24 protein-coding genes and 1 pseudogene are annotated in these 25,835 nt (G+C 63.1%); 8 read left to right on the top strand and 17 right to left on the bottom strand.

The annotated features are described in order from the left end of the window. The 7 genes from CH289_RS26995 to CH289_RS28090 form a co-directional block, all read left to right on the top strand. On the top strand, positions 1–1,147 hold a 1,147-nt coding region (locus CH289_RS26995), incomplete at its 5' end, for a cytochrome P450 (protein WP_256977588.1). Then, positions 1,144–2,337 carry a serine hydrolase domain-containing protein gene (locus tag CH289_RS26990; RefSeq protein WP_052049303.1) on the top strand — a complete coding sequence of 398 codons (1,194 nt, stop codon included), beginning with the start codon at positions 1,144–1,146 and terminating at the stop codon, positions 2,335–2,337. The genes CH289_RS26995 and CH289_RS26990, both read left to right, overlap by 4 nt. 260 nt (positions 2,338–2,597) lie before the next feature. Further along, positions 2,598–2,942, top strand: coding sequence for a hypothetical protein (locus CH289_RS28095; RefSeq protein ID WP_032364846.1), 345 nt, complete (start codon positions 2,598–2,600; stop codon positions 2,940–2,942). A 212-nt stretch (positions 2,943–3,154) separates the two neighbouring features. Beyond that, positions 3,155–4,120: an FHA domain-containing protein gene (locus tag CH289_RS26985; protein WP_032364845.1), complete on the top strand. Its 966-nt coding sequence runs from the start codon at positions 3,155–3,157 to the stop codon at positions 4,118–4,120. Between the two features lie 186 nt (positions 4,121–4,306). Further along, a complete protein-coding gene (locus CH289_RS26980) occupies positions 4,307–7,171 on the top strand; it encodes a DUF4407 domain-containing protein (protein ID WP_170945382.1) in 2,865 nt (954 codons plus the stop codon). Positions 7,172–7,181: 10 nt separating this feature from the next. Next, entirely contained in the window at positions 7,182–8,738 is a 1,557-nt protein-coding gene (locus tag CH289_RS26975) for a SpoIIE family protein phosphatase (protein WP_170945381.1), read from the top strand. 248 nt (positions 8,739–8,986) lie between these two features. Then, positions 8,987–9,685 carry a hypothetical protein gene (locus CH289_RS28090; protein WP_141214628.1) on the top strand — a complete coding sequence of 233 codons (699 nt, stop codon included), beginning with the start codon at positions 8,987–8,989 and terminating at the stop codon, positions 9,683–9,685. A gap of 36 nt (positions 9,686–9,721) precedes the next feature. Here the strand turns inward: CH289_RS28090 and CH289_RS26965 are convergent, their stop codons facing one another. From CH289_RS26965 to CH289_RS26905, 13 genes and pseudogenes are all read right to left on the bottom strand, one after another. Next, positions 9,722–11,125 (bottom strand): DNA cytosine methyltransferase, encoded by a 1,404-nt coding sequence (locus CH289_RS26965; RefSeq protein WP_032364842.1) that lies wholly within the window; start codon positions 11,123–11,125, stop codon positions 9,722–9,724. Then, positions 11,122–12,076: pseudogene (locus CH289_RS26960) on the bottom strand (DUF5131 family protein). Before CH289_RS26960 ends, CH289_RS26965 begins: the two are co-directional and overlap by 4 nt. Then, positions 12,076–12,264, bottom strand: coding sequence for a hypothetical protein (locus tag CH289_RS26955; RefSeq protein WP_139278549.1), 189 nt, complete (start codon positions 12,262–12,264; stop codon positions 12,076–12,078). Before CH289_RS26955 ends, CH289_RS26960 begins: the two are co-directional and overlap by 1 nt. Before the next feature lie 20 nt (positions 12,265–12,284). After that, complete coding sequence (locus CH289_RS26950) at positions 12,285–13,004, bottom strand: HNH endonuclease family protein (RefSeq protein WP_032364841.1); 720 nt, start codon at positions 13,002–13,004, stop codon at positions 12,285–12,287. Next, positions 13,001–13,321, bottom strand: a complete 321-nt coding sequence (locus tag CH289_RS26945) for a hypothetical protein (protein WP_015586223.1) — start codon at positions 13,319–13,321, stop codon at positions 13,001–13,003. The genes CH289_RS26950 and CH289_RS26945 overlap by 4 nt, the downstream gene beginning before the upstream one ends. Positions 13,322–13,472: 151 nt before the next feature. Beyond that, entirely contained in the window at positions 13,473–13,844 is a 372-nt protein-coding gene (locus CH289_RS26940; RefSeq protein WP_141216193.1) for a hypothetical protein, read from the bottom strand. Between the two features lie 379 nt (positions 13,845–14,223). Next, the gene (locus tag CH289_RS26935; protein WP_032364839.1) at positions 14,224–14,526 is read right to left on the bottom strand and encodes a hypothetical protein; all 303 of its coding nucleotides are present in this window, start codon (positions 14,524–14,526) and stop codon (positions 14,224–14,226) included. Positions 14,527–15,202: 676 nt separating this feature from the next. Further along, entirely contained in the window at positions 15,203–15,538 is a 336-nt protein-coding gene (locus CH289_RS26930) for a hypothetical protein (protein ID WP_032364838.1), read from the bottom strand. 29 nt (positions 15,539–15,567) lie between these two features. Continuing rightward, entirely contained in the window at positions 15,568–16,863 is a 1,296-nt protein-coding gene (locus tag CH289_RS26925) for an AAA family ATPase (RefSeq protein WP_032364837.1), read from the bottom strand. 50 nt (positions 16,864–16,913) lie between these two features. Further along, positions 16,914–18,116: a hypothetical protein gene (locus CH289_RS26920; protein ID WP_032364836.1), complete on the bottom strand. Its 1,203-nt coding sequence runs from the start codon at positions 18,114–18,116 to the stop codon at positions 16,914–16,916. After that, on the bottom strand, positions 18,113–18,301 hold the full coding sequence (locus CH289_RS26915; RefSeq protein ID WP_032364835.1) for a hypothetical protein: 189 nt from the start codon (positions 18,299–18,301) through the stop codon (positions 18,113–18,115). The genes CH289_RS26920 and CH289_RS26915 overlap by 4 nt, the downstream gene beginning before the upstream one ends. Continuing rightward, entirely contained in the window at positions 18,298–19,557 is a 1,260-nt protein-coding gene (locus CH289_RS26910) for a vWA domain-containing protein (RefSeq protein WP_032364834.1), read from the bottom strand. Before CH289_RS26910 ends, CH289_RS26915 begins: the two co-directional genes overlap by 4 nt. Next, positions 19,554–20,654, bottom strand: a complete 1,101-nt coding sequence (locus CH289_RS26905) for an ATP-binding protein (RefSeq protein ID WP_032364833.1) — start codon at positions 20,652–20,654, stop codon at positions 19,554–19,556. The genes CH289_RS26910 and CH289_RS26905 overlap by 4 nt, the downstream gene beginning before the upstream one ends. Before the next feature lie 172 nt (positions 20,655–20,826). Here CH289_RS26905 and CH289_RS29090 point away from each other — a divergent pair, with 172 nt between their 5' ends. Further along, positions 20,827–21,327, top strand: a complete 501-nt coding sequence (locus tag CH289_RS29090) for a WhiB family transcriptional regulator (protein ID WP_369597626.1) — start codon at positions 20,827–20,829, stop codon at positions 21,325–21,327. Positions 21,328–21,629: 302 nt separating this feature from the next. Here the strand turns inward: CH289_RS29090 and CH289_RS26895 are convergent, their stop codons facing one another. From CH289_RS26895 to CH289_RS26875, 4 genes are all read right to left on the bottom strand, one after another. Further along, complete coding sequence (locus CH289_RS26895; RefSeq protein WP_032364832.1) at positions 21,630–22,346, bottom strand: hypothetical protein; 717 nt, start codon at positions 22,344–22,346, stop codon at positions 21,630–21,632. Then, positions 22,346–23,206 carry a hypothetical protein gene (locus CH289_RS26890; protein WP_032364831.1) on the bottom strand — a complete coding sequence of 287 codons (861 nt, stop codon included), beginning with the start codon at positions 23,204–23,206 and terminating at the stop codon, positions 22,346–22,348. Before CH289_RS26890 ends, CH289_RS26895 begins: the two co-directional genes overlap by 1 nt. Continuing rightward, positions 23,203–23,652 carry a hypothetical protein gene (locus CH289_RS26885; protein ID WP_032364830.1) on the bottom strand — a complete coding sequence of 150 codons (450 nt, stop codon included), beginning with the start codon at positions 23,650–23,652 and terminating at the stop codon, positions 23,203–23,205. Before CH289_RS26885 ends, CH289_RS26890 begins: the two co-directional genes overlap by 4 nt. Before the next feature lie 750 nt (positions 23,653–24,402). Next, on the bottom strand, positions 24,403–25,401 hold the full coding sequence (locus tag CH289_RS26875; protein WP_327213655.1) for a MinD/ParA family ATP-binding protein: 999 nt from the start codon (positions 25,399–25,401) through the stop codon (positions 24,403–24,405). Positions 25,402–25,835 lie beyond the last annotated feature (434 nt).

Here is a 25,835-nt window from a genome sequence, read left to right as displayed (position 1 = left end):
GTCACCGGAACTGCGTGCAGTACAGAATGACTCACCGATCACACGCGCGCAGATCTGGGACGGCAGCACCCCCTGGCTGATCAGCGGGTACGACGAAGCACGGACACTGCTGCGCGACCCACGCCTCAGCGCCGTACCCGAGCACCCCAACTATCCCCACTCCACCCCCAGTAAATTCATGCACCGCTTGGGATTTCTGACCATGGACGCCCCCGAGCACACCCGTCAACGCCACTTCGTGGCCAAACCGTTCTCCGCCAAACGCATCGAGGCGATGCGCACTCCGATCGAAGATCTCGTCAACGACCTCATCGACCGAATGCTTGCCGGGCCGCGACCTGTCGACCTCCTCGAAGCTTTCGCGCTACCCGCGCCGTGCACCGTGATCTGCCATCTGCTGGGCGTGCCCTACGCGGACCACCAGTTCTTCACAACGAGCGCCAAATCCCTGATCGATCCCCACGCCACCGCAGAGGACGCCGAAACCGCCCGCCAAGGCCTGATCGACTACATCTACCAGCTACTGACCGTCAAACGCACAGACCCCGGCGATGACATGCTCTCCGAACTCGCCCACGAACACGTCGCCACCGGTGACATCTCCCAACACGACGCAGCCATGACCGGGATGCTGATGCTCCTCGGAGGATTCGACACCACTTCCAACACCATTTCCCTCAGTGCGCTGGCCCTGACAGAAAACCCCGAACAGCGCGACACCCTCCTGTCGATGCGCACACACGACGAAATCGCCGGAGCCATCGAAGAACTCCTCCGCTACACCGCCGTCCCCCAAGGCGGACGACGCCGAGTCGCAACAGAAGACATCGACATCAACGGGATCACCATCCCCGCCGGCGACGGCCTCATCATCGCCGGCGACCTCGCCAACCGCGACGCATCAGCGATCACCGACCCGGATCGCCTCGACCTACGCCGGCCAGTGCACCGACATCTGACCTTCGGATACGGCCCGCACCAATGCCTGGGCATGCCCCTCGCACGACTCGAACTCCAAATCGCCATCCCCACCCTGCTCCGGCGCATCCCAACCCTCCACCGTGCTGTACCCCTGCAAGACATCAAGTTCCGAGAACACGCCATCGGCATCTATGGGGTGGACGAACTCCCCATGACCTGGTCATGACACCAGAACCATCAGGGCAATCAGCCCTGCGCAACACCATCTCCACGATCCTGACCACAGCGGTGCACGACCGAGTGGTCACCGGCCTCTACGTCATGACAGCCGACCGCGATGGCATCACGTACTCCGGCGGAGCGGGAACACGTGATGGCACAAACCCATGGACCGACGACACCATCGCTTGGCTGGCATCGATGACCAAACCGATCGTCGCCGTCGCCGCACTGCAACTCGTCGAGCGCGGTCTCATCGAACTCGACACTCCCACTACCGATCTGTTGCCCGAACTCGCCGCGGCGTACGTCCTCGAGGGATACGACGAGGATCAGCCCCGGCTCGTCCGCGCACGAGGACCCATCACACTACGAATGCTGCTCTCGCACACAGCCGGAACCGGCTACTCGTTCCTACACGCCGATCTCGCGCGCTATCTTCACGACAAGAAGGTGCCATCGAGCCTCGAACTCAAACTCGCCTCGATCGTCGACGCCCCGCTCGTCTACCACCCAGGCACCAACGCCATGTACGGCACCGGCCTGGAATGGGTGGGACTTGCCATCACCCGCCTGACCGGACACGACCTGGCAACCCACCTCCACGAGACGATCTTCTCCCCATTGGGTATGCGCGACACAACGTTCGGAATCACCGATCGCACTCGCTTGGCGGATGTACACACGAAAACACCTCACGGCCTGGTACCCACACCATTCGAGCTGCCCACCGATCCAGAATTCCACTCAGGCGGCGGCGGGCTGTACGGAACACCCCAGGACTACCTGACGTTCCTTCGCATGCTCAGTGCCGGCGGAGCCTGGAACGGTGTGCAGTACCTACAGCCGGATACCCTCGTCGACGCACAACGAAGCCACTCAGCATCTTTCGGGACCATCGAATCCGCTGATTACGCAACGTCGCACGACATCGACCTGATCCCAGGAATCAACACATCGTGGTCGTTGCTCGGCATGCGAAACGAGCAAGTCACACCCGCAGGCCGCCCAGTCGGAACCATGGCATGGGCCGGGGGCGCGAACACCTACTACTGGGCCGACACCGACAACGATAGATCGTCAGCAGGAGTGTTGTTCACCCAGCTCATACCATTCGCCGATCCACAGGTAATACGAGCATTCAATAACGTCGAAGGAGCAGTTCGTACCCGGACCGTACGTCGGCATACGAACTGATCAGCTGTTGCCGAAACCGTTCTCTGTCCGGTTTCGGCAACAGGGGCGGTACGATCCGGTCACAACCGTCCACTTGCTACATTTCAGACGGTACGTGCTGAACTAATCGAACGGCCCGGACGGACGCACGTCCGCCAACGTATATCGCGCAGGCTGTCAAGTGGGTCAACACCAACTAGCTATAACAGTTACTCATTCGGTGCGATGCAGGAATGAATATTGTTACTGGTTTCCTCGTTCGTCCTGGACTAGACCGTGATGTGACCGTTTTCGACATAGCCACAACCGACGGTCATCAGACACCAGAGGAAGTACTCCACGCACTCCGCGCTACCGCTGCCCGCAGCCGGATCGTGCGTACCGACGTCGCCGCCGCCACGGTGTGGACCAGCGACGACTGCCGAGCCGACCACAGCCCCAACCCATGGTCGGCGATGGTACTTGCCCGGGCACTGAACCTGATGCCCGATCTTTCACCCGACGACGTCATAGCTCACCCTGCGTTGACCTTTCGAGGGCTCGTTGTCGTCACCGGCCGCTGCCCTCTGACGGGCGCGCTGAGCGCGCTACGTCCGGCCCCTGACCCACTGGCTGACGCATCGTGAAACCTGGGGGTACCCACTTGAGATGTGACGAATTCCAGACTTCACTTGACCCCGGGCTCTGTCGAGGTTCTAGTCCACGACTTTCGCTCCTTGTCAACCCCATTCAGGGTTGGACTTGACCAACCTTCCGGACTCTGTTCATCCACCTCTGTGCGCCTTAAGTTCTCCCCTAGGAGAGTCCCCACCTGTCACAGCGAATGGAGTACCCGGAGATGACCGATCTGATCCGCGTAGCCTCCGATGAGCTGCGCGCCACGTCCGTCGCAGTCCTGCAATGGATCCGCGCATGGACACCCCACTCTCGAGCGGTAACCACCGTGTTCGGCATAGCGTGGCTGATCTTCGTGATTGTGTGCGGTTTCACCGGCGGAACCGTGTTGTTCGTGATGACCGCCGTCGTCGCTATCGCCGCTGTGCATCTCGTGCGCGGGGAATGGCGACGACCAGGTCGCAGCAATCCAGTTGCATTGTGCGACAACGCCCGCGAACACATTTGCACCCTCGTCTTCCGTCACTCCGACGGGCGCTGGTATCTACCCGACTGCATTACCGTCGGTCTGAATCCCGCCGACTTCACCGACCTCAGCGATCACTTCGATATCAACGACGTCATCACCCATCTCACCGCCGAAGCCGTCGATGTCACGCGCCGCTACTCCGCGGACACTCCGAGCGGAATGCTGCCCCTGGTCGAGATCGTCTCCAACCCGAAGGTCCGCGCTCGCCACTACGCCCTGCGTGGCTCCACGCATCCGATGTCCGACCACCCAGTGGAACCCACACGCGCCTACGGCGACCAAACCGACCTCCACCCCAGCGACAGTCAGGTGGCAACAACTCTCATCCCGGACTCACCCGGGCGTGGACCGACCTTGGTCGGTCCCGATAGTCGAGCGCACCGCGTCGTCGGTACCGAGATAACCGTCGGGCGGGGCACCTACTGCGACATCACCATCAGCGCCGACACCAGCATCTCGCGACATCACCTCACCCTGCGTTCCAACGATGGCGTGTGGTGGTGTGCCGACAACAGCAAGACCGGTACCTGGATCAACGGAGTGCGTGTAACCCCCGGCAGATGGACCGAACTCGCCGACGGCGACCGCATCGCGTTCGGCACCACATCAGGCACGAACACCGCCACGTTCTACCGAACGGGTGCCCATGCTGCCCGCTGACCGGAACCTGCTGTTCTCGCCACGCCGAACCGCCGACCCTGTGCGACACTTCTTAGCCCAATACACTCGGAGGAGAACCGCCTTGAGCAGTGACGTCCCCGCTCACGCGTCGACTCCGCCGACCCCGATGATCCGATGAGCGGCGGCGCGCCTCCACCCGACAATTCGGCCAAGGAAGACGACGGCATGGACCCCCCTGGGCCCGATGGTCGTCAGAAGCCGAAGTTCGACGTCGACAACAACTGCGGTTGGCTCACCAGAATGTTGCTGCGGATCGGCGGCTTCCACCGCCCGTGGATCGACAACAATTCCGACGCCTCCAAACTTGCCGCCCAAGCCGGGATCCTGATTCTGGTGCCTACCATCGCCTTCGGCGGCGTTCTGGCCAGTGCCTGGGCAGTCAACGTCGGGCACCGCTTCAACTACTGGTTCATCTGGGTCCTTGCCGCCGTGTGGGCACTGTTCGTATTCTGCGTCGACCGATGGATCATGACCTCGATCGACTACGGCGACCTATTGGTCGGACCCCAAAACTGGCTTCGGCGAGCATGGCGTTCGGCATGGTTCTACCTCGCACGCATCGGGATGGCGGTCGTCGTCGGTTACGTCATCTCCGAATCGGTCGCTCTCGGCATGTTCAACACCGCAATCGAACGGGAGCTGCCGAGCATCCAGTCCGACAACCTCACCGACTACAAAGCATCCATAGGCGCAGAGTACGACACAGCAATCGCCGATGCGAAAGATGCGCGCACAGCCGCCGAAAACGCTCGAGATATAGCCAATAGCACCCGGGAGACTGCCCAGGCTGATTGGCAGGATGAACGTCGGGGGACTGGAGGCACGCTTGACGCCGGCGACAGTCCCCCCAGCGCGAACTGTCTACTTCCGAGCGACCCGCGGGAGATCTGCGCGGAAAGCAACAGAAGATACGTGTACAACCAAGCCGACACGACTGCAATTACCAGCCAGCAGAAGGCCCTAGAGGCGCAGGACCTCGTTCGTACGCTGGAGAGCACCCGCCAGACTCGAATCGACGAGAAGGCCGCCAAATACGAAGCGGTCAACGCCGCCGACACCAATGCTGTGACTCGCCACAGAGCCCTTGTCCGACTCATCGGCGACGACCTCGGATACAGATGGTTCTACATCGTCATCATCGTCACGCTACTTGTCGTCGACCTCACCCCACTGCTGCTCAAACTATTCGGCCCTCACACTCCCTACCTGGAAAATGCGCGACGGGACGCAGCTCGTCTGCGCGCCCGCACCACTGTCCAAGTAATCGAAGGCGCGAAGGGCGAAGCGGACGCCCAATACGACTTGGACGACCGCAAGCACCGCAACCGGGCGAACACTGTGGCCCATGCCGGTGACCTCGACGAACGCGAGCACCGCAACCGGATGGACTCGCTGACCCGAGAACACGAGCACACCCTGGCCGACGCTGCCGCGAAGCACGCCGTCGCACAGACCCGTGAAGCGCTGCACAAACTGTCGGACGACTCCGCCGCCGCAAAGGATCTGGCCGACCACTATCTCAAGACCGCGTTTGCACACCTGAAAGAGCGCCGCCACCGTCCGCGCGCAACCCCCACCCAGCCATACACACAACAACACCCGCGCAACGCACAGCAAGGTGAACAACAACCCGACGACCTCAGCGGCGAGACCCCAACTCCGACACCGCAACCCCCACAGACACCGCAACCGCAACCCCCACCGGCGCCGGCACCGGCACCGCGCGCAAGCAACCACAGACCTCCTGCTGCTTCGCCGCGCGATGAGTACGGACTCGAGATCGGCAATGTGTTTCCCGACGACACAGTCGACAACCCGCTCGACAGGCACTGGCGAATCACAAAGTTCTGGCGACACGTCAACGGCGGTTCTCTTCTACTCGCCGTCGACGAGGACAGTCCCGACAACGGAATCGAATACGTGATCAAGGTCTACCTCCCCGACCGCTCCTGGAAGCTCCGAAAGCGTGATCGGGCCCAAGGCCTCGCCGAACTCGATGCTGTTCCCGCACTGGGCGTGTCGATAAACGACGCCGTCGCAGACGTCTACTTTTCGGACATCTACCAAGACCAGATGGTGATCGTCACCCGACGATATCCCCACACCCTGAATACATTTCAAGACGCCCGAATCAACGGCAACGAGCCCGGGGGCTTCGACCTTGCCCTGGTACTGCAGATCGCCGAACGACTACTCAGCGCACTGGCCTGGTCGTGGACGAAAAGAGAGAAGGGGGCTCGCGCGTACCTGGATATGAAGCCCCCCAACATCTGCATCGACAACGACGGCACCCCGAAGATCATCGACTGGGCACTTTCTCGCAGTCTCGATGAGGCCGCACACACCAGCTCACGGCTGCGGTTGCAAAGCCTCTTCTACTCGCCACCAGAGCAAGGCTCAGCAGGGCAGCTGTGGCCGACCCACCTCGTTGCCGCCGACATCTACGCCTGGGCCGCAACTCTGTACGAGATGATCACCGGGAAGCCGCCGTATCTGTACGAGGCCGAACAGCAAGGAATCACCCTCAACGACTTCCAAAACGGCAACCCTCGTGCCGAAAGGGCCTTGGACTCATATCGCAGACTGCGCAGTGGGCCTCTCACCCCGGTTTCGAAGTTCGCACCGTTTGTACCCGAAGGTCTCGACAACTTGCTGCGTCGATGCCTCGACCCTGCACCCGAAAGACGCCACGTAGTGCCGACGGACAACAGTTTCGACGCACGTGTGAAAGCAGCTGAACGTAGCGCGGACCAGCTCATTCGATGGCTACGACTCGTCAAACAAGATGCTCTGCACGTAGACGCAGGCGGCGCGATACCGGCAGCCCAACAGGTCGGTAACTTCACGCGTTTCAAGAAACCTCCCAAGCAACAACAGCAACAGGACGTCATCGGCAATGCTGGCCATCTGGTTCAACAGCAGCACCAGCCGCGAACACCGCACCCCGACAGTGTGCCGACCGACGACCCCCCTTACCTGCCACCGGACAACGATCCGGACGCGCCGCGCTCACCCGCCATCAATCGCTAACGGAGTTCCGATGCCCATCAAGTCAACAGGCCGGCGGTTTCCACGGCCACGCGTGTCGAAGCGTTCGCTGCGGCGACGTCTCGACCGACTTCGGCACTGCCCACTGATCGGACGAGTCGGGACCATCGCGGTGGGTGCTCTCATCGCGGCCGGATTGTGGATGATCGATTGGCGGATGGGCATGGCGATCATTACCGCGCTGTTGGCCGGCTGCGGACTGTGGTGGTTGGCGTCTCGACGCGGCACACGAAACGGTGCTGCCCGAACCGTCGAACTGAGACCCGTCTCGCACACGCCCACCACCGACCGCCTCGGCAAGGCGTCGCTCGACAACACGCAGCGCGTCTTTCTACATGATCTGCGCGGCACGAGCGATATTCCACCCATCGAGTTGCGAGGCGAAACAGTGACGTTGGGGCGCGCACGAGGTAAAACAGCGGTCGTCACCGATAGAAAAACAAGACGCCAGCGTGCGCACTTCGTCCGTCACCCACAGACGCGTCGGTGGTGGGTGACAGCGTTGTCCGGCGCGCCCATCACCGTCGATGGGCATCGCCTGTACGCAGGCCAACCGCCGTTCGAGATACACGACGGCGCGGTCCTGATTGTGGGGGCTTCGGTGTATCGCGTCACGTACGTCGGCGAGCAACATTTCCCGCCGACCATCCCCGTCGGACAGGTACACACCGAGCGTGCTGCGCCCGCCGTGCGACAAAGCCTGCCCCACACACTCGGACGACCTATTCCCCAACCAGCCGGTGACGAGTCACCCACGCAGGCAATGGCACCCGCAGCAGCAGCGCCTCTCAAACTCCAAGCAGCCGGGGAGACCTCGGCGGGCGACCGCCGTCACAACAACGACGTTTTCCTGATTCGAGGACACACATCAGCGATTGCCGATGCCGCGGGCGGCGGCGAAGACGGCGTCCTCACAGCCCGAACCGTACGCGCGACACTACGAACCCTTCTGCCCACCTCGCCTATCGACGACGTCTTCGCCGCCACTGATCAAGCACTTCGAGGACTCCGCGGACGCTCGGTTCTCGCCGCGCCTTCCACGCTCGACGTCCTGACACTCGACACCTCCACTTTCACTGTCTCCGGCGGGCACGTGGGAGACAGTCAGGTGTTTCGTGCCCACACCGACACAGCCGACGACACCGTTCACGTCACAGCGATGACACCAGCCCTGCATCAGCACGCTGCCCTGGACAACGCAATCGGGTTCTTCTCCGACGCCCCAGCGGGCTACACCTACAAGTTGTCTCGATGGCACCAGCCAGCAGTAGCCAATGACCGCTACATCATGGTCACAGACGGCTTCCTCAACGCCTGGTCCGGCCCGCACACCCAAATGGACACCACACCTGATCGAGACCCTGAAGACGCCATACGTGAGGTTCTCGGATCCCAGCCACCGGATGCCAGTCCCGCTCGACTAGCAGAAGCACTCGTTCGTGCGGCCCTTTCTGAGCACAAACGCCACGGCACAATCGCCGACAACATCACCGTGGTCGTGGCGCATCTGTCACCCAGTGCTGAACCGGAACAAGGAGGATCCCGTTGAAAGCGCCCTATGTCCTTCCACCTCTCGAGACTGGACAGCACGGATTCCACGTCGAATCGATCTACACGCCATTCACAAGATACATACTCAACAATTTCGAGGGCGACCCAAGACTGAGCAACAACTGGTGCCCCGCAGTTGTCCGGGACACGGAGACGGGCGCATATCACGTGGTCAACCACAGCGAGTACCCCGTATACGTCGCGATGAGCGTACCGCTTAAGTCATCCAGTTTGTCATACAGGCAGGTGAAACTTGATGCAGCAGAACCTGAACACAGACTGGGTAGCCACACCTACGGCGCAGTACTCGAACAATTACCCAGAGAAGCACGCGAATCAGGAGACGCCCGCGATGAGCGCAAAGGCAATCGCTTTGCACTGTCAGAACCTGGTGCCCGTTACCGCATAGCGGTTGGACCACCTCCAGCGTTTGCAGTCCACGCCATCCGCCGCCAGCGCGAGTACGTTGTACTGGTCGACACGCCCGAAGCAGGCCCCGACACATCGAATTCGGATCTTATCCCGACTTTCGTACCGAACGAGCATATCGAACAGCTTTCATCCAACGAACACATTGCTCGGGCGCTGCGCGAATGGCTACACGACGACAAGCACAAAAGCACTCTTTTCTGGTTGACCTTTCGTGAATATGAATTCATTATCGGCGGGTTCTCGAATCCCAAAATCGTCAGAAAAGGCAAGATAGAAGAGTGGCTTGGAAGCTACTCGATCAGCGAGACAGGCGTATTCAAGAATCTCCACAGAGTCATGGATAAGCATTTCGACGATATCAACAAGCTGTCATGGGCAAGCGAAGATGGCCTCAATCCAGGGATGAGTCGTTGGCTGGTTGACCACCACGTACTCACTGTCTCGGACGTCACCGACTTCGACAACGAGATGAAGAAGGTACACGGTTCGGGATGGACGTCGCTGTTCGGTTGACACAAAGAAGCTGCTGAAGCAGAAAGTGAGCGGTGTTCACGAACAGTCGGCCTCTAGACTCCGAATACCAATTCCCACTAGGTCTCGCGAGGTCGGCGGTGTCACAGCGTTACCGCACATCCGGACGTCTCGTTGCTTGGTTCCCCCGCGTAGAACGTACGAGGACGGAAATCCCATTGCGCCTTTGAGTTCCGGTACGTCGAGCATTCTGAAGGACAGGTCTTCGACGGCGATCGGTCGGCGTGTGGACTTTCGATGGTGAGCGGCAGCGGGCACGACCAAGCCATGGTGGTTACCCGATGCCGTCACGGTGCAGAGAGCGTCGCTGACCGATCGCGCAGTCGAACCTCCACCTCGCAGCTCTGCGATGAACGGGGTGATCACCGCATGATGGCGGCCGCCCGCGGATACGGTCGACAGCGCCTCCGAGGTTCGATGATTCTTCGACTGGCCCCGCAGCACCGACACGAACGGCTCGAACACCGGGGCCCGCCCCTCAGACGGCCGTGATCTTGCCTGCCGATACTCGAACAGCGTGCCCGCGGCTTCTCTCGCGTCCTCGGCATGCGGAGCTGCCCAATACCGGTCGATGCCGGCCTGGATTCGTGCGATCGTTTTCGGCTTCAACGGACGAGTGCGGTCCCCTATCCGCTGGCCGGTCTTGGTCCAGTCGATGATGGTCGAGGCAGGGAGCCAGTCGGGCTCGAGCACGGTGTCCGCACACGCACGTGCGGGGCACCGGTAGGAGTACTGGCTACGGTACTTACCCACAGCCACCCCTGGGTTCTTCCAGGCCTGCAACGCACGCACGGGCCCGCAGCGAGAGCAGGTTGCCGGCGGACGGACCACGGTCTCGAAGTCAGGTGCCCGGTTGCCGGCCTTCCAGAAGCACACATAGAGGCGATCGCGGGACTGCGGCGCTGGTGTCCCAAAAGTCCATGAGTGCATCGAATTCAGGCAGATAAGGCGATGTTCGTAAACGAGGGCGTGCATCGCCGCGATCCATGGCCTGTAGAGAGGCCATGAGTAGATCTCGACGACGTTCTCGACGAAAACCAATTCGTATCGGTGATACTCGGTGAACCGAACGACGTCCCACATCGTCGCCCTCGATCGCTCGGCGGCCTCGGACGGTAGGTCGTCGGACAGTAACGAGATCTGCGCGGCGAGGCGCTTGGCCCCGCGAGCATTCGAGTGCCAGGTGCATTCGGGGCTGAACCATCCGATTGTCGTGCGAGGAAACAGCTTCGGAGTGATCTGAGAGAGGTCCGCGAGGATGTGCTCGGTGTGCTGGTGGTTGTACTGGTGCGTCTCGATTGCCTTGTCCCAGTGGTTCGACGCTGCCGATACCCTCACCCCGGGGATGGCGATCATTCCGGTCGTGGATCCGCCGGCACCGCAGAAGAAGTCCGATGCCGTGATGTCGAGCGATCCACTCATCGTCCGGCTCCGTCGGGCACGCTGTCCCACACCCGTCGGTCGAGGATCCGGCCGGCGGCCTTACGGCCGACTCGTCGAACTTCGGTGCCGTCGTCGAAGTGGTGGTAGTCACGGAATCTGGCGATCACCTCCGCTGGTGCCCACTCGCCCCACTGCTTGAACAGAAAGGGCACATCGGCAGCGGTGCACTGGTCCCGGATCTCTCGTACCCATCGCGGATGCATAGGCCGTGCCCCGCGGCCGGACTCACCGCCGACGATCACCCAGTCAAGCGCTGGTTCGCGCTCGCCGCCGCATTTCGAGTCTTCGACCGAACGGAGCCCGTCGCGAGTCAGCGCTCCTCCGATTCTGCTGGGTCGTAGGCGCGTGAAGTCGATCGGTCCGAGGAGCGGTTCGGCAGAGACGAACCGAAGAGCTGCAGGCGTGTCCAGCAGCGCCCATACTCGCAAGGTCTGCAGTCTTCTGGTCTTCGGCCGAGACGCCGATCCACAGGTTCGGCAGCGGCCAGCTCTGGTACCAGACATCGGCGGGGCGGAAGGCTGCGACGACGCCAGCGATGGCGTCGTCGACGGCGCGGCGGAAGGCATCGGACTGGAGCAGTGCCCGCATCCGAGCGGGTCTCTTGGTAAGCAATTGAAAGGTGTGCTGGCGGGCGAGCGCGATCACCGCGAACACCCGGGCGATGTAGTCGTCCGGGATTGCTGGATGGAAGAGGTCGCTCATCGAATTCACGAAAATCCGGCGTGGCCGGCTCCATCGCAGCGGCTGGTCGAGCTTGCCGGGGCGCATCTCGACGTCGAATCCGTGCTCGAAGTAGTGCCCCGGTGTGCCGCGGAACCGCTCAGCGAGGGTTTGGGCGTAGCAATGATCGCAGCCCGACGAGACTGCGGTGCAGCCGGTGACCGGGTTCCAGGTTGCGTCGGTCCATTCGATGGCCGTGGCGTCGCCCATCATCGCTCTTCCGGGTCGTGGAGGGCATCGAGGAGCTGGAATCGTAGATCGGCGTCAATCGCGAACGAGATCCCCCTGCTGGGCAATTCGATCGTGTAGCTGTTTCGATCAGGTGCGGTCGTGATGATCCATGGGTTGGGGTGGAGCGGGACAGCGTTTGTGTCGGTGGTGGGGTCGGTTTCGGTCATGGCGTCCTCCGAACGTTGGGTCATTGGCTGCAGACGCTCGACGCTGTTTGCGCATCGGCGCTGGTGATGTCGAGGTCGTATTTCGCGGCCACGGTGAGATACGAAGTGACGTAACGGCATTGGTATGGCGCGTTGGGTGGCAGCCAGGTGTCGATTCCCTTGTCCGACTTCTGCTGATTCGTACGTCCGTCCACCGCGAGCAAGTTGATGTCGACGGCGTTGGCGAAGGCGGTTCGCTGGTCGATCGACCAGGCCCACGCCCCTGCGTCCCACGCCCTCGCCAACGGGTACACGTGATCGATCTGAATCTTCCCGAGGTCGTCGATCGTCGATCCTGTGTAGGGGTCGTGGAGTATCCCTGCTGCGACTTTGCAGTCGCGGGTTCCGGGCTTGAACTCGACGTCGATCAGTTGGGTTGCCAGGACGTCGTTTCGAGTGTCACAGCCGTTGTGCGATCCAGGGGCGGACGAGTCATCGGTCCACGCCGGGCCGAACACGCACCCTGAGCCCTTCTTGCAGGATCGGTCGTATCCATCGACGTCTGCGAGCGAGTCCACCGTTTCGAGCTGAGCGAGGAGCTGCGCGATGGGTACAGGCGTGCTCGCCGCGGCTGGGTCTGGGGTGTCGACCACCGCTGGTCGTGAGAGCGGATCGGCGTGCGTTCCGAACGTGTACGTCCCGACCGCGAGTACGGCCATCACGATGGGCACCGCGATGCGGAGTCGTCCGCGCGCGCTCATCGAACCGCCTCCGCCGGCAAGTCGGCATGCCCGCAGCTTCCGCGCCGCCTACGGTCCGAACGGTCTGACCAACGATGCAGTAGTGCCAGAGTCAGAGCCGAGAAGGCAGCGAGCAACGTGCCGGCCAAGGAGATGACCAAACTGACGGTGACCAGATCCTTCACGATCGGCAGAGCCCCGTTGAAGATCGCGAGCATGCCGACGACGTAGCCGACACATGCAAGCGCAACAGTGCGAGCCTCGCGGCGGCCATCTTCGGCCGCGAGGTGGCGCTCTACGTCGTGGATGAGGCCGTCTCGGCCGGATTGTGGGTCCATCAGGGAGTCCTTTCGTAGTGAGCGCGATAGCAAACGCAGTCCTGCACGGGGTAGATAGCGTCGCGGTGAGGTCTGTGACAGCCGGCCACTGAATCGCACCCCAGGAGCGTTCTCCTGTGGCCGCACCGGGCGGGCAATATGCGCCCGGGTGTCACAAGCGTTGCGAGTTCGGGGCCGTCGGGTACTGGTCTAGTGGCCGGTCGCCGGGATGGACCGGGCCGACGTTGCGACGCCACGGCCCGGTCAGGTAGTCGTAGTGCTCTTGAGTGAAATCGGAACCGATCAGATCTCGTACGACCAAGCCTCGGCCGACATCGCGGGCAGCGACTCTGGCAGCCCCGCATCCGAGGACGCCGAGCAGGTTCATGGTCGCTGTGAGTTCGTGACGCCGATTGTCGCCGCAGGCCGCCGTGTGGGCAGCGTGTGTCGCTTTCCGCCAGCCGGGTGCGCACCACCACGCGGCGCTGACCGTCTCCGGTGCGGTTTCCAGCAGATCGGACTCGACGTCGAGGGTGCGCGCCAAGTCGAACACCTGCCGCCACCGCAATCCGAAAACCACCTCGAAAACGTGGTCCGTCAGCTCATGGTCAGGAACGGTTGGTCGGAAGCGGTCGGCGGCGTTCGGAGTAGCAGCAAAGTACCTCTCAGACAGGCCGTGTTGCATCCGGCGATGGACTTCGCTGGCGATGGCGCTGTGCGCCTTACTGTTCGAGCTGCAGCCGGTACTGCCGGCAGCTCGTGCGTGCGGTGAGAGGTCGACCGAGGGCGGCCGCGTTGTCGAGATCGAGGATTGCATGGGTACTCCCGTTTCTGTGGGACAGATGGTCGGTCTGTCGATCAATTTCTGACTGGTCTCTGTGCCGCTATGCGACCAACAACGCGGCGCGATATCACTCTGCTGCTTAATTTTCCGATCTTTCAGCGCCGTCCAGCCAGTCACCGATCCTGCCGCGGACGGCGTCACCACCGGGGGGATCGTCGTAGGCGTCTTCGAGCGCTCCCCGCGCTCCGGATGAGATGACCGCGAGATCGCAGTCTCGTGTGTCGGCCCAGTCGCCCCACGTCCATCCCCTTCCTGCGTCGATGTGAAATTGTGTTGCTGCAGCCGGAACACCGTCGACGAAGACTTGGATGTGGGTAGGACCATCTGGATCGCGGACGACGATCACCTCGATCCGAAGTGCGGGGGCGAATTTTCTCGTCACGATGTCGCACCGGCCAGACGCTCCGGTCTGTCGAACTCCCCTGCCGCCCGACTGTTCGAGTTCACAGTCCGGTGGCGCTGCGACGAAGCCTCTCTCGGTGGTCGCACACCCTGGACGGGATCGGTATCCATTGCGCCACTGCGGCGTCGAAGCAGCCACTCGATCCCAGTTGCTACAGCACACGCCGAGCAAGAAGCGGCGAACACCATCGCTACACGGCGCGGATCTCCGTCGATGGCGGCATGGTCGGTCCGGCGTAGCAGTGCAGCCCAGGCCAATCCGGCAAATGCAGCAAAAACCGCCAACACTGCCGCCACACCACGCGCTACGGCCAGCGCGCAGTCTCGCGGCGAACCCGAACTGCTCGCAGGTCCATGATTCCTACCGTCGATCCGGACGAGGACTCTCATATTCGACACACCTCTGCTCTTCTCGGAAGTCGGATGGTCAGTCCGCTCATCTGGTGAAAACGGCGACAACAACGAAATGGTCGACGCCGCGGCTTCGTGGAACCACCCACCAAGCCGATACGCCAGGACACTACCCACCGGACCCGGAGTTCGCTAGGGCTCAGCAGCGAAAACGTCCCCGGCGCACCCAGTGCCGGGGACGGGCCTGGGGCGAGCAGCGACCCGGCGCACCGAACCGCCGCTCACTCCTCTCCCCAAGGCGTCCCCTACTCGGTCCCGTACAGCTCGCAGCGGTAGTGGTCTTGACCGCGTTCGTCCACGGCGTCCCAATCGACGCCGACGGCGTCGGCAAGGTGCCGCAGGTCGCCCAGAAAGTCTCCGAACACCGTTGTCAGCTCCTCGGTTTCGAGGCCGATCGGCCTGGCGTATGCGATCAGCCCTTCGGCAGCGTTGGCCGCTCGAACACCGTTGTCCCGGCTTCGGGTATCGAGGGTGTAGCCGATGCGCGGACGCTCGCGTCCCTCGACCGATGCGCGGAGTTCTTTCGACGTCTCGATGCCAGGTAGTCGCTCGGCCTTGTACTCGATAGATGCGTCGGACATGTTGTGTGCCTTTCTTTTTGTGGGAATCGCTACACGATGGGCGTGCAGTGCAGTGCGGCCATCAGGCCGGTATGGATGGCGTGAGCCGGGGATGGTTCGGCGTGTTGGAGGACGTGGGCGGTGGCGTCATCGATGACCACGGTCATGTGGGCTCGGTGGCGGGTGAGCATCACGCACGCTCTGCCGGAGTCGAGATTGAACGGCTCGGCTGTCCGGTACCCGGCAAGCGGGTGCAACACGACAACGGCGGCGCGTTCGAGGCCTTGCAGAGAGTTTGCGGTGCCGACAAGTACGTCGGGGTGATCCGAGAGCAAGGCCCGGACAGCGGCAGCCTGCGTGACATGAGGGACGACGACAGCCAGGTCCGCCGCTGTCATGGCCCGCTGCCCGTCCGGTGTGGTCACATCGGCGTCCAGCAGTTCTCGCGCGCGCAGGGCGCACTGTGTGGCCAGGACGGGGTCGGTTGGGCCTCCGATGACCCGCACTGGCCGATGCGCGAGTTCAGGCAGGTCGGGGCCGCTGGAATCGGTCAGATGCTCCGGTGGGCGACGGGAAGTAAAAGGCAGGCCGGGGTAGAACAGCGGTTGAATGAGGGCCGTTGTCCTCGCGCCGAGACGCCAGGTGTGTTGCAGACGGACCACGCCGACCGAATCGCCGTGAGCTGCTTGCAGAGCGAGGGGGGCAGGCAGGTTCGGTGCGGTCTCGCTGCCCTCCCACCGCGATACGTCTCCTGTGACCACCGGATCGATCTGTCCGGGGTCTCCGACGCAGACGACCTGTCGAGCCATCGCGCCGAGCGCCCCCAGATCGGCGTAGGTGCATTGCCATGCTTCGTCCACGATCAACACATCGGCACCGATTCGGTCCGGGTCCGAGAAGAGCCACCGCGCCGTGGTACCGATGAGAATTGCGCCAGTCTCATTCGACCACCGCACTTTTCGTCCTGCCACTACGGGAGTGTTTCCACTGTCGGGGAGGGGCGCTTTCGCTTTCCAGATCAACGCTGCTCGATCTGTCAGCGCGCCGAGCCGACGTGCGATTTCCACGGCTTGTTCTCGGGTTTGCGCCGCGATACCCACCCGTAGGTCTGCGCGATGGGCCAAGGCGGCGGCGAGCAACGCGACCAGTCGAGTTTTTCCTGCGCCCGGTGGTGACGGGACGACGACGGCGGGGTCTCCGGACCACACAGAGAACAGCACGCGTGCAGTGATCGGGTCGGCCATGATCTGTGATCCGGGCCAGTGGGCGGGCGATGACGGTTCGGTTCCCGTGAAAGGTGTTGCGGCGGTTTTCGGGGTGTCCGTTCGGGGTGCGACGATACGCATTGTTGTGCCGTTCTTCTTCTAATGTGTTGTCAGTGAACATTTTTGATCCCCTAGTGATCCTGGACATCCTCTGCACCCGCTATCAGGACATCGAGCGGGACTTCGCGGCGCACGGCGCTCGGGGCTTGTCCGGTCGAAAGCCAGGAACGGCGAGCGCGGTACAGATTCCAGTACCTCGCCCGTCCTGCTCGCATCGTCGCCGGTGAAGGCGGTTGGGGCATCAAGGTCACCTGGTCTCCGTCGTTCGGTGCGTGCGCTCCGACCGAGCCGAGACCGAGCGTCAGTTTGCCGTTGACCACCTGTGCGGACGTGACGTCGGCAGAGAAGCGCTCGAAGAATTGATCGAGTGCTGATCCGACCCATCCCGTAACTGCCGAATCAACCCGCATCCTCGAGTCCAGCCGGTCGCAGGTCACCGACACCGAAACGTTGCGGCGGCGTGAACCTGTCGGCGGTGCCGCCACCGATGCGATGCCCTGGGCCACGTGTCCCGTGTGCAGCGCTCGTACTCGCCACAGTGGATCACTCAGCAACGCAGCGGCTTTGAGGTCGGCGGCATCGCATCGGGTCCGTAGTCCCATGGCTGCACTAGCTGAGTTGTCCGGCCGTGACCAGTCGTGGCCCGCAGTCGTGGCCGACAATGTCCGATCCCAGGAGTATCGGTCATCGTCGTGTATCGGATCGAGAAGCGGCAACAGCGGTCCCGTTGCGATGCACGCTGCCCACTCATGCAGGCCTGCGACGCTCTCGTCGGTAATGCCGAGCCAGGAACGCCATGTTCGGGCCGCTCGCTCGGCGTCGGGCGCAGTGCCGAGGACCAGACGCGAGGACGACGCAGCAACCAGATCGATCACCGCCGACGTTCCGGGATGGTCGGCCCGATCGGCCCACCATCCGATCATGGCGGCAGCCCCCGCTATGTCCGGATCAGGGTGGTGGGCGTGCGCACGCGCCAGGGCCAGCAGGCTCGGTATCGTCGCGGCGTCATCAGTGAGCAGCATGGCCGGTTCAGCCGTACCCACCGTCGTTGCCCCGTTGCGAGCGAGCAGGGCCAGAGCCTCGGTGTCGTGCGCGGACTCTTCGGTGCATCCATCTCGAGCGACGGACACGGCCAGCGTTGTTCCTCGCGTGACCGCACGCACGGCCACTGCGGTCGTGGACGGCTTGAAGGTTGCATGTGCCAGCCGAGGGACCGGTTGCATCTTCTCGGCGGCGTAGAGGCGTTGCGCGAGGTCGAACCACTCCACGCTCATCGCTCGTCACCGTCGACGAGGATCAGGGCGTTGCTCGCGCACTCCCACCCTGCGCGCAACGCCATTGTGGCGGCGTCGGCCGCTGCGCTGGCGACGACGATGCGGATATCGGCGGCGGCGATTCCAGTGCCGGTGAGCACCCTGTCTGCGTACTTGAGCAGTTCCACGGGTCCGCTTTCGTTCATCGCGTGGCCCCCGATCCGACTGGCACGTGCACCGTCGATGCCCATGCCGGTGTGACGCCCCTACCCTGGACGCCGCCGATGATTGCGCACACCAGGTGCGACCTCGTGGGCCGGTCGGGCCAGGGTGTATCGCCATCGGTCAGCACCACGACGACGTGGGGTGCAGGGCGCGCAGCGTTGGCTGCGGCGATTCCCACCCTCATATCGGTTCCGCCACCACCAACCAACGTCACATCAGCGACCGATCGTACGTGTTGTGCCGTAGTGGATTTGGCGTCACACGCCAGAATCCGAACCCGGTCGCGTGCGATGCCACCAGCTTTGAGAACTCCCGCCACTTCGCCCATCGCGGCATCGAGGTCTGCGCTCGTCATCGACCCGGACGTGTCGATGACGAGCGAAACCGTGATCGACGGCCCCCGCATAGCCGGGGCGACGATTCCAGGAATGCGACGACGGGAGGGACGGGAGTACGAATAGTTCGTCCTACCCGCCTGCTCTGCCAACGCACGCCGAATTACGGCCCGTAGCAGACGATCCCACGCCACAGTCGGCGGGGCGAGAACATCAGCTGCCCACCGGACCAGTCCCGCCGGGGCACTACCTCGACCGGTACCAGCTGCTTCGCGAACTGCCTGCGCGACAGATCGGCGCACCAGGTCCGCTTCCGCATTGTCCAGTCCCTCCGTGATCACTTCTCCCGAGCCGATGAGTTCGCCGGGGACCGCAGGGCACCCCGATCCTGATCCGCATCCCGGATCGCCTTCAGCGCCAGCGAGTTCGACGGCAATCGGTTGCACAACCGGGTCACGTAGGTAGTCGTAGTACTGCTCGGCTGTGTCTCCGGGAAGGCAGCCGAACGATTGAGGGGTGATCACCCCTTCGGGCAGGCCGACTCCCGCAGCCAACAGGTCGTCGTTGATTTCGGCGTCGGCCGCGAAGTTCCACACCAGGTGATCGATGGGCTTCCCCAGAGCGGCGGCGCGGTCAGCATGTGCCCGCAACAGATGCCCGACCTCGTGCAGTAGCACTGCACCGACCATCGGCACCGGCCATGCGCAAGGCCCGATCAACAGATCCGGGTCCAAGTACAGCCGCCACCGAGCATCCACCGCGAAGGTACCCAGGCCCGGTGCCGCCACGGGTTGGGCTGCGAACAGGGCGCGCATGAAGTAGGGCATGTGTTCGGCCGACACCAGCCGTGCGAGTCGGAACGCTCGCATTTCAGCCGGTTCGAGCGCGCGCACACCGCTCATGCCGCTGCCTCGACCAAGCCCGCTGCCACCAGCATCGGTGCAAATCGGCGCGCGCTGGCCGGAACGGAGGCCTTCGCCGGTCGCGCTTTCGCCAGGGTTCGTGCCGCAGCCCCGGCTACGTCGGGCGCTCCTGCCTCGGCGGCGGCAATCAGCGGACCCCAGGCGTTGCGCCACGCTTCGACAGTGCCGCGCGAGGCCGCCCACGCCGTCACACCGGACAGCACGGCCCACACCAGATCAGGACGCGAGCGCCAATCGAACGCTGTCTCGGGGTTTTCGACAACGGCTACGGGGTCGGGGAGGTCGGCGTTGCGACGCCATTCGAGGAACTCGACACCGGTGCCTTCCCCGATCAGGCCGAACACCACCGCGTTGGTCGCGGCGTTGTCATCGTCGCGAAGATGTGGCAACACCTTCGCGAGCATCGACCAGGTGCGCCGAGACGGCCATGCGCCACCTGTCTGCACTCCGACCTTCGGGAACGCATCGAGCGCCTCGGGTGCACGCTGGATGTACCCGATGATGGAACTGCGCACCAACGCCTCCCGCTGCTCGTCGCTGGTCACCGCACGCGAATAGGCTGTGCTTGCCCAACCCGTGGCCATGCCGTCGAGCCATTCATCGACAGACGGCGTGAACTCGATGTGGCAGAAGCGGTTTGCCAAGGGGGCCTCCAACTCGTACCCCCCTGCTGCGCAATCGGGCGGATTTGCACCTGCGATGACCCGAGTCTCCTTCGGCAGTTGCAGATCACCCACCTTCAAATCCAGTGCGACTGCCAGCATCGCAGCCTGAACGGCCGGTGGACTCGTGGTCAGCTCGTCCAGAAAGAGGTAGCCCCCGCCCTCTGCATGTAGCCGTCGCGCCCAATCCGGGGCCTCCAATCTCACTCCACTCTCACGGACTACCGGCAGGCCTGCGAAGTCGGCAGGCTCCCGCAAGGACCCCAAGACCGTTTCGCACAACACCCCTTCGGATGCAGCAAGTGCTCGAACCAGGCTCGACTTCCCCATACCCGGCCCCGAAATCAACAACGACGGGACACCAGCCCTTCCGCACGCATCCACAACAGTTACCGCAGTCGCCAAATCCGGCATTTGAAACTCCTCGAAAGATGGGCAAGATGGTCAGTCTCGCCAACAACAGAACGCCTCAATCATACCGCGCCAGAACGCTTTTCACCCAGTCACACCAACCGCCACTGTCCCCGGCGCACTCAGTGCCGGGGACAGTGGCGGTCCGGGCTCAAAAAGCACCGGACCGCCACGTGTGCTGGGTGAAGTGTCCGGGTCCCTCGATATCGTCGAACCCACTCGAAAAAGGCCGGGTCGCCCGAAAGAAAGGACCCAACACGTGACACCGCTCGAAACAGCCATCGCCGTGCCACTGCCCCCGCCCGCGGCGGCGGACATTTCGTCATGGCGCTCGGACGCATTGTGCGCACAGACAGACCCCGAGGAGTTCTTCCCGCCCCCGGGTGGAGCAACCAGCAGAGCAAAGCGGGTCTGCGCAGAATGCCCCGCCAGAGCTGCTTGCCTCGCCCATGCACTGACGTACAACGAACAGCACGGCATTTGGGGCGGAAAGACACCACGAGAGCGCCAAGAGCTTCAGCACACCACAGCCACAGAGAGCCGGCCTACCCGGCATCAACAACAGGCGCTCACGATAGCCACGCTTTCGGCCCAGAACGTCCCAGTCGAGTCCATCGCAAGCCAGCTCGGAATCACCACCCGGCAGGTGTACCGAATACGCTCCCGCACAGCGTGAATCAACGCGCGAGTCGCCGGTCAAACCTGCCCGGTGATGCCGACCCCGTTATAGTCGGCGCGGTCAACCGCGGTTGATTGTTGAAGCGTCTCGACTTGCGTCGCTCCTCGCTGAAAGCTTCTCGCCGCAGGAGATGTCTTGGCCGGCGAGAAGGTCCGCAAGAACGACCGCGCGCGCCGCATGGGCCAAGATTTCGGCAGGTAGCGGTGGACCATCGAGGGTTCGGATTCGCATAGTTGTCAGTATGGCGTTCGACTCCGACAAGTTGCTGTCCCGCAACGTTTCCGGTGCCGATTCACGGGTCACTGGGGTGTCCATGGCATGCATACCTCGCGCATTCTCGACCAGTGCATGTGCGGTGGCCGTATCGCGCCTCGGCCCAAACCGCCTGTTTCGACTGTTGGTTTGCCCTGCAGACAGATCCGTGGGCTCAGGCGACCGAGGTGGCCGTTCGGATGGAGGTGGCCGGCCGACCAGGCATCGATGTCGACGGGATGCACTTCCCATCTCAGCACCTGCCCCTCACCCTGGCTGCGCTTCTTCCCGATTGCATCGATCGATGCCAGGGTTGCGCTCACCCGGTCGATGTCGCCGACACCTCGCCAGAGCACAGTCCGCGTGGAGGTCAGTAGGAGCGGCATCTGGCGTGCGCGATATCGGCCCTGCCGGTCGGAGATGACCGATGGTCGGTACCTCGAGAGTTGCTCGAGCGCACGGTGGTCGGGGCGTCCGCTCCAGTGATGGATTTCCGGGGCGTCGACCGGGTCTTCGGGATAGGCGTATGTAGCGCACCAATGCCAGTCGTCGCCTCCCCCCAGAGTGCACCGAGCGAGTGGCAGATCCAGATCGGCGGGCACTTCGTCGGGGCCGGCGGCTTCGAGGTACTGTCCGCGGCCCCGAGCAGCGGCTTTCTCGTCTTCCCACATCTCGGATGCGAGCAAGCCATCGAGGCTCGTCGCCCATGGAGCTGCATGCGCAAGTCCGACCGCCAGGTGTGCTTTCACCTCAAACGGCCTCATCACGTCAGCGCCTCCATGACTTCCAGCGCCTCCTCACGGCGCTCTCGAAGATGGGTTCGCCAGTCGAGCTCCTTCGGGTCGTCGCCGGCGAGAAGGGTCCGCTCGAAGCTGGTGCGGACGAGACCGTGTCCGATAGCTGTACGCCCGCCGATGGTTCCGGACTCGACGAACCTGCCGACGACGTCGGAGAAGAAGGCCACGTCCAGATCGGTTGCGCGATCGAGACGCAAGAAGGACTCGAATCGTGTACCGGCAGGCAGTGTTTCGATCTCGTAACGCATCAGAGAGCTACCGTCGACGGTGGCTGCGTCGGTTCGGGCGACTGTGGGGAAGTCATGATCGGTGGAATCGTCGAACCGGCTGTATCGTTCGAGCGCCATGGTGTCGAATTGGCTCAAGACAGCACGGTCAGGTGCGGGACGGCTCATGAGGTGGTCGGTTTCGAGGACGTGCGGAATCACTTTGCCCACGCGGAGACAGCCGTCGATCATTCGACCGCCGCCGCTGCCGCCAAAGACGCTGACCTGTGGGTTCAATGTACGGAGCCGGTGGAGCCGTTCGCCGGACAGTGGCTCTCCGGTGACCTTGGTCAGGCTGCCCCCGTTCCGAAGTGTGTGAGCTGCAGACAAGCTGAGAAGCCCTTCGTATGCAAGGGCGTCCCGTAATAGCTCCTCTCCGATCCGCCGGAGCGCCCCTCGGAAGGAGTTGCCGGACACAATCGGAACCAAGGCTGCGGAACCGTTGGGCTGCAGTATTTTTTCGCGCCGGAACAAGGTCGTTGTGGTGGCGCTGTGTTCACCGCGGTGCGAGATCGCCGAGACCGCTGTGATGTCGAGCTGCCAGCGCAGGGTCGAGGTCACTTCTGCCTCCTGGGCGATGTAGCAGTCGCTGTGGTGGCCCGGCGCGCTTGAACAGCTTCGGCCACGATCCGTGTTCGGAGTACGAGGGCGGTGGTGTTTTCCCGTAAGAGGGTCAGGACCGGTATCGATTCCTCGCGTAGAAGGACCGATAGTTCGAGGCGTTGTTCTTTCGTCGACGGCGCTGACTCGAGATCGGTTGCCACGGTGCTCCACCATCGATCGAGGTCGGCTCCGCCGGTGTATGTCGCGACCCGGACTCGGTCTGGCAGGTGGTGGTCCCAGTACAGCTCTCTCCGGCGTCCCACCCACCCGGTGTCCCAGTTGATTCCGTAGTGCAGCAGCAGCAACAGTCGTTCGGCTATTGCTGCTGCACCGGTGACGGGCGGCAGGAAGCTGGCTGCGTCCAGCCAGGTTTGGGTCGGTGTCGTAGCTCTGATCGGGGTCATGCCGTGCCTCTGGTTGACGTTGAAGCCGTCGCTGCGAGGTCGAGGTACACAGGCCGCTCTCGCCACGGATCGAGGCTGTCCCAATCCGCGAACACAGACGTCCACGTTCGATGCGGAATGTTCTTGAGCGTGCTGAATGCCGGCGCTGCGCGCGCAAGGGCGGCCAGGGAGAACCCTCGCCGTCGCAATCGCACGACTGCGCTCAGGCGTTCCGCGTCGTGCTCTGTCCATGGAAGCGCGATGTCGTCGACGGCGACCCGACCCCACCGGGCATGAGGAAGAATGTGCTTGCGCCCAGGACGTAACGGAACGACGACGGCGGACGTCGGAGAGATCGCTTGTCCCAGAACGCGACGTAAGCGGGTCTTCGACAATTTCGTGGCACGCCGTGGATCGCTGGTGACCAGCAGGAGGTCCGAGCGAAGTGCCGTTGTCGTGTACACCCAAACGCAGACGCGACACATCGTAGGAGCCGCAACGTCTACCCACCCGTCGAACCCGGTGAACGTTCTCGACACAGTCTCACGCACTCGCCGTCCGGAACCTTCTGTCGCGCCACCGCACCGCGCGCACGCGGAGTCACCTGAAACTCCGGTTGGTGGCCACGAAACCGCAAATCCTGTCGCGGCCTCGTAGGCGGTCGTCACAACGTCGAGCGCTGCTCTGCCCCTTGATAGTTCGGCCATATCTGTACTCTAACGGCGCGCCCGGACACTACGGACAGGCCAACTTTCACCGGCACAGTCCAACTCACCAAGGACTCGGGCCGGGCGCTGGTGCGTGCCGGCCGACGTTGGCAGGAAAGTCGTCGGCGAGCAGAGCAGCCAGCTCAACGAACGCGCGTTGTGCAGGCTTGCCCAGTAACTCGAGATCGATGGTGTCGCCTTCGGCAAGGTGGTCGTCGTACGGGACGACCTGGACGGCGCGAGTGCGTTCTGCGAAGTAGGACTTGAGTTGCTCGACATCGAGGGCGGTCGAGCCCTTCCGTGATTCGTTGATGACGACGACGGTGCGTTTGACCAGGTCGTCGAAGCCGTGTCGCGACAGCCATTCGAGGGTCGCCCCAGCGCTGCGTGCTCCGTCCTTGGCTGCGGAGGAGACCAGGACCAGTGCGTCGGCTTCTTTGAGGACGCCTGCCATGGCCGAGTTCATGAGACCGGTGCCGCAATCGGTCAAGATGATGTTGTAGAACTGTTCGAGGATGCGCAGTGCGGCGGTGTAGTCGTGCTCGTTGAATGCTTCGGAAACGGACGGATCACGCTCGCTTGCAAGAACTTCGAGCCTGCTTCGCGCTTGCGAGGTGTAGCTCCGTACGTCGGAGTAGCTGTGTACTTCTTTGTCCGCGAGCAAGTCTCGCACTGTGCGGTCACTGTCTCGGTGAATGCGGTACGCGAGCGTCCCGAAATCTGGGTTGGCGTCATAGGCAATGACGCGGTCGCCCCGCAGTGCTGCGAAGGTCGATCCAAGCCCTGTTGTCGTGGTTGTTTTTCCGACCCCGCCCTTCATGGAGAGGACTGCGATCTTGTAGTTCCCTCGAACCGGTTGCCGTACGCGGCGCAGGAGCTGCTCGTACTCGAGTTCAGCCGGCGACTGGCCGGGATTGGCTGAACCGAAGGAGAGTCGGTAGAGCCATCGTCGCCAACCTTTGCTAGGTGGCAGTTGCGCACGGCGGATCAGCTCCAGTTCGTCGATCGACCGCGGAGGGGCAACAGCTGCTGTCGGCCTTGCTGTCGGAATTGCTGTGGGCACTGGTTCTACCAACTGAACGGGCTGCGAGGTGAAGGGGCGATGAGCTGTCACTGCCGGAGAGTCGGGGGCGCTTGTTGGCTCCGGGTGAGATGTCGGTGCTGAACTGCCGGCCGACTTGTTGGTGTGCCATTGCTCAACAGCGGGTGCGGAGCCGCCCTGCCCTGGCCAGGCCGAGGGCCGGTCCGGTATTGGTACCTGACCATCGTTGACGCGCGGCGGCCGTGGGGCCGGCTCCGAGGTGGGTCGATGAGCACCAGAATTGGGCTGGCTCGCCGAGGGGGAGCTGCTGGGTGCGGCGCTGGGCCGGTCTCTCGGCACGATTTCGGATGCGACTTTGGACCGGGCTTGGGGTACGTTTTTTGACACGTTTTCATCAGCGTTGTCGGCTGCGATTCTGGGTGCGTCGATTGGCACGAATTCGCTGGCTACAGGCT

It is taken from the genome of Rhodococcus sp. RS1C4 (assembly GCF_002258225.1).
GTDB classification, from domain to species: domain Bacteria; phylum Actinomycetota; class Actinomycetes; order Mycobacteriales; family Mycobacteriaceae; genus Rhodococcoides; species Rhodococcoides fascians_E.
Note: the sequence above shows the minus strand (reverse complement) of the source record. Positions and strands in the feature narration are given on the sequence as shown.

Bases quoted from the DNA above. Each gene is read 5' to 3' on its own strand.
- CH289_RS26930 (WP_032364838.1), bottom strand. From the start codon at position 15,538: ATGTCCGACGCATCTATCGAGTACAAGGCCGAGCGACTACCTGGCATC.
- CH289_RS26955 (WP_139278549.1), bottom strand. From the start codon at position 12,264: ATGACCGAAACCGACCCCACCACCGACACAAACGCTGTCCCGCTCCAC.
- CH289_RS26945 (WP_015586223.1), bottom strand. From the start codon at position 13,321: ATGGACCCACAATCCGGCCGAGACGGCCTCATCCACGACGTAGAGCGC.
- CH289_RS26895 (WP_032364832.1), bottom strand. From the start codon at position 22,346: ATGAGGCCGTTTGAGGTGAAAGCACACCTGGCGGTCGGACTTGCGCAT.
- CH289_RS26980 (WP_170945382.1), top strand. From the start codon at position 4,307: ATGGACCCCCCTGGGCCCGATGGTCGTCAGAAGCCGAAGTTCGACGTC.
- CH289_RS26885 (WP_032364830.1), bottom strand. From the start codon at position 23,652: ATGACCCCGATCAGAGCTACGACACCGACCCAAACCTGGCTGGACGCA.
- CH289_RS26920 (WP_032364836.1), bottom strand. From the start codon at position 18,116: ATGAGCGTGGAGTGGTTCGACCTCGCGCAACGCCTCTACGCCGCCGAG.
- CH289_RS26965 (WP_032364842.1), bottom strand. From the start codon at position 11,125: ATGAGTGGATCGCTCGACATCACGGCATCGGACTTCTTCTGCGGTGCC.
- CH289_RS26915 (WP_032364835.1), bottom strand. From the start codon at position 18,301: ATGAACGAAAGCGGACCCGTGGAACTGCTCAAGTACGCAGACAGGGTG.
- CH289_RS26990 (WP_052049303.1), top strand. From the start codon at position 1,144: ATGACACCAGAACCATCAGGGCAATCAGCCCTGCGCAACACCATCTCC.
- CH289_RS26905 (WP_032364833.1), bottom strand. From the start codon at position 20,654: ATGCCGGATTTGGCGACTGCGGTAACTGTTGTGGATGCGTGCGGAAGG.
- CH289_RS26925 (WP_032364837.1), bottom strand. From the start codon at position 16,863: ATGCGTATCGTCGCACCCCGAACGGACACCCCGAAAACCGCCGCAACA.
- CH289_RS26985 (WP_032364845.1), top strand. From the start codon at position 3,155: ATGACCGATCTGATCCGCGTAGCCTCCGATGAGCTGCGCGCCACGTCC.
- CH289_RS26975 (WP_170945381.1), top strand. From the start codon at position 7,182: ATGCCCATCAAGTCAACAGGCCGGCGGTTTCCACGGCCACGCGTGTCG.
- CH289_RS26910 (WP_032364834.1), bottom strand. From the start codon at position 19,557: ATGAGCGGTGTGCGCGCGCTCGAACCGGCTGAAATGCGAGCGTTCCGA.
- CH289_RS26950 (WP_032364841.1), bottom strand. From the start codon at position 13,004: ATGAGCGCGCGCGGACGACTCCGCATCGCGGTGCCCATCGTGATGGCC.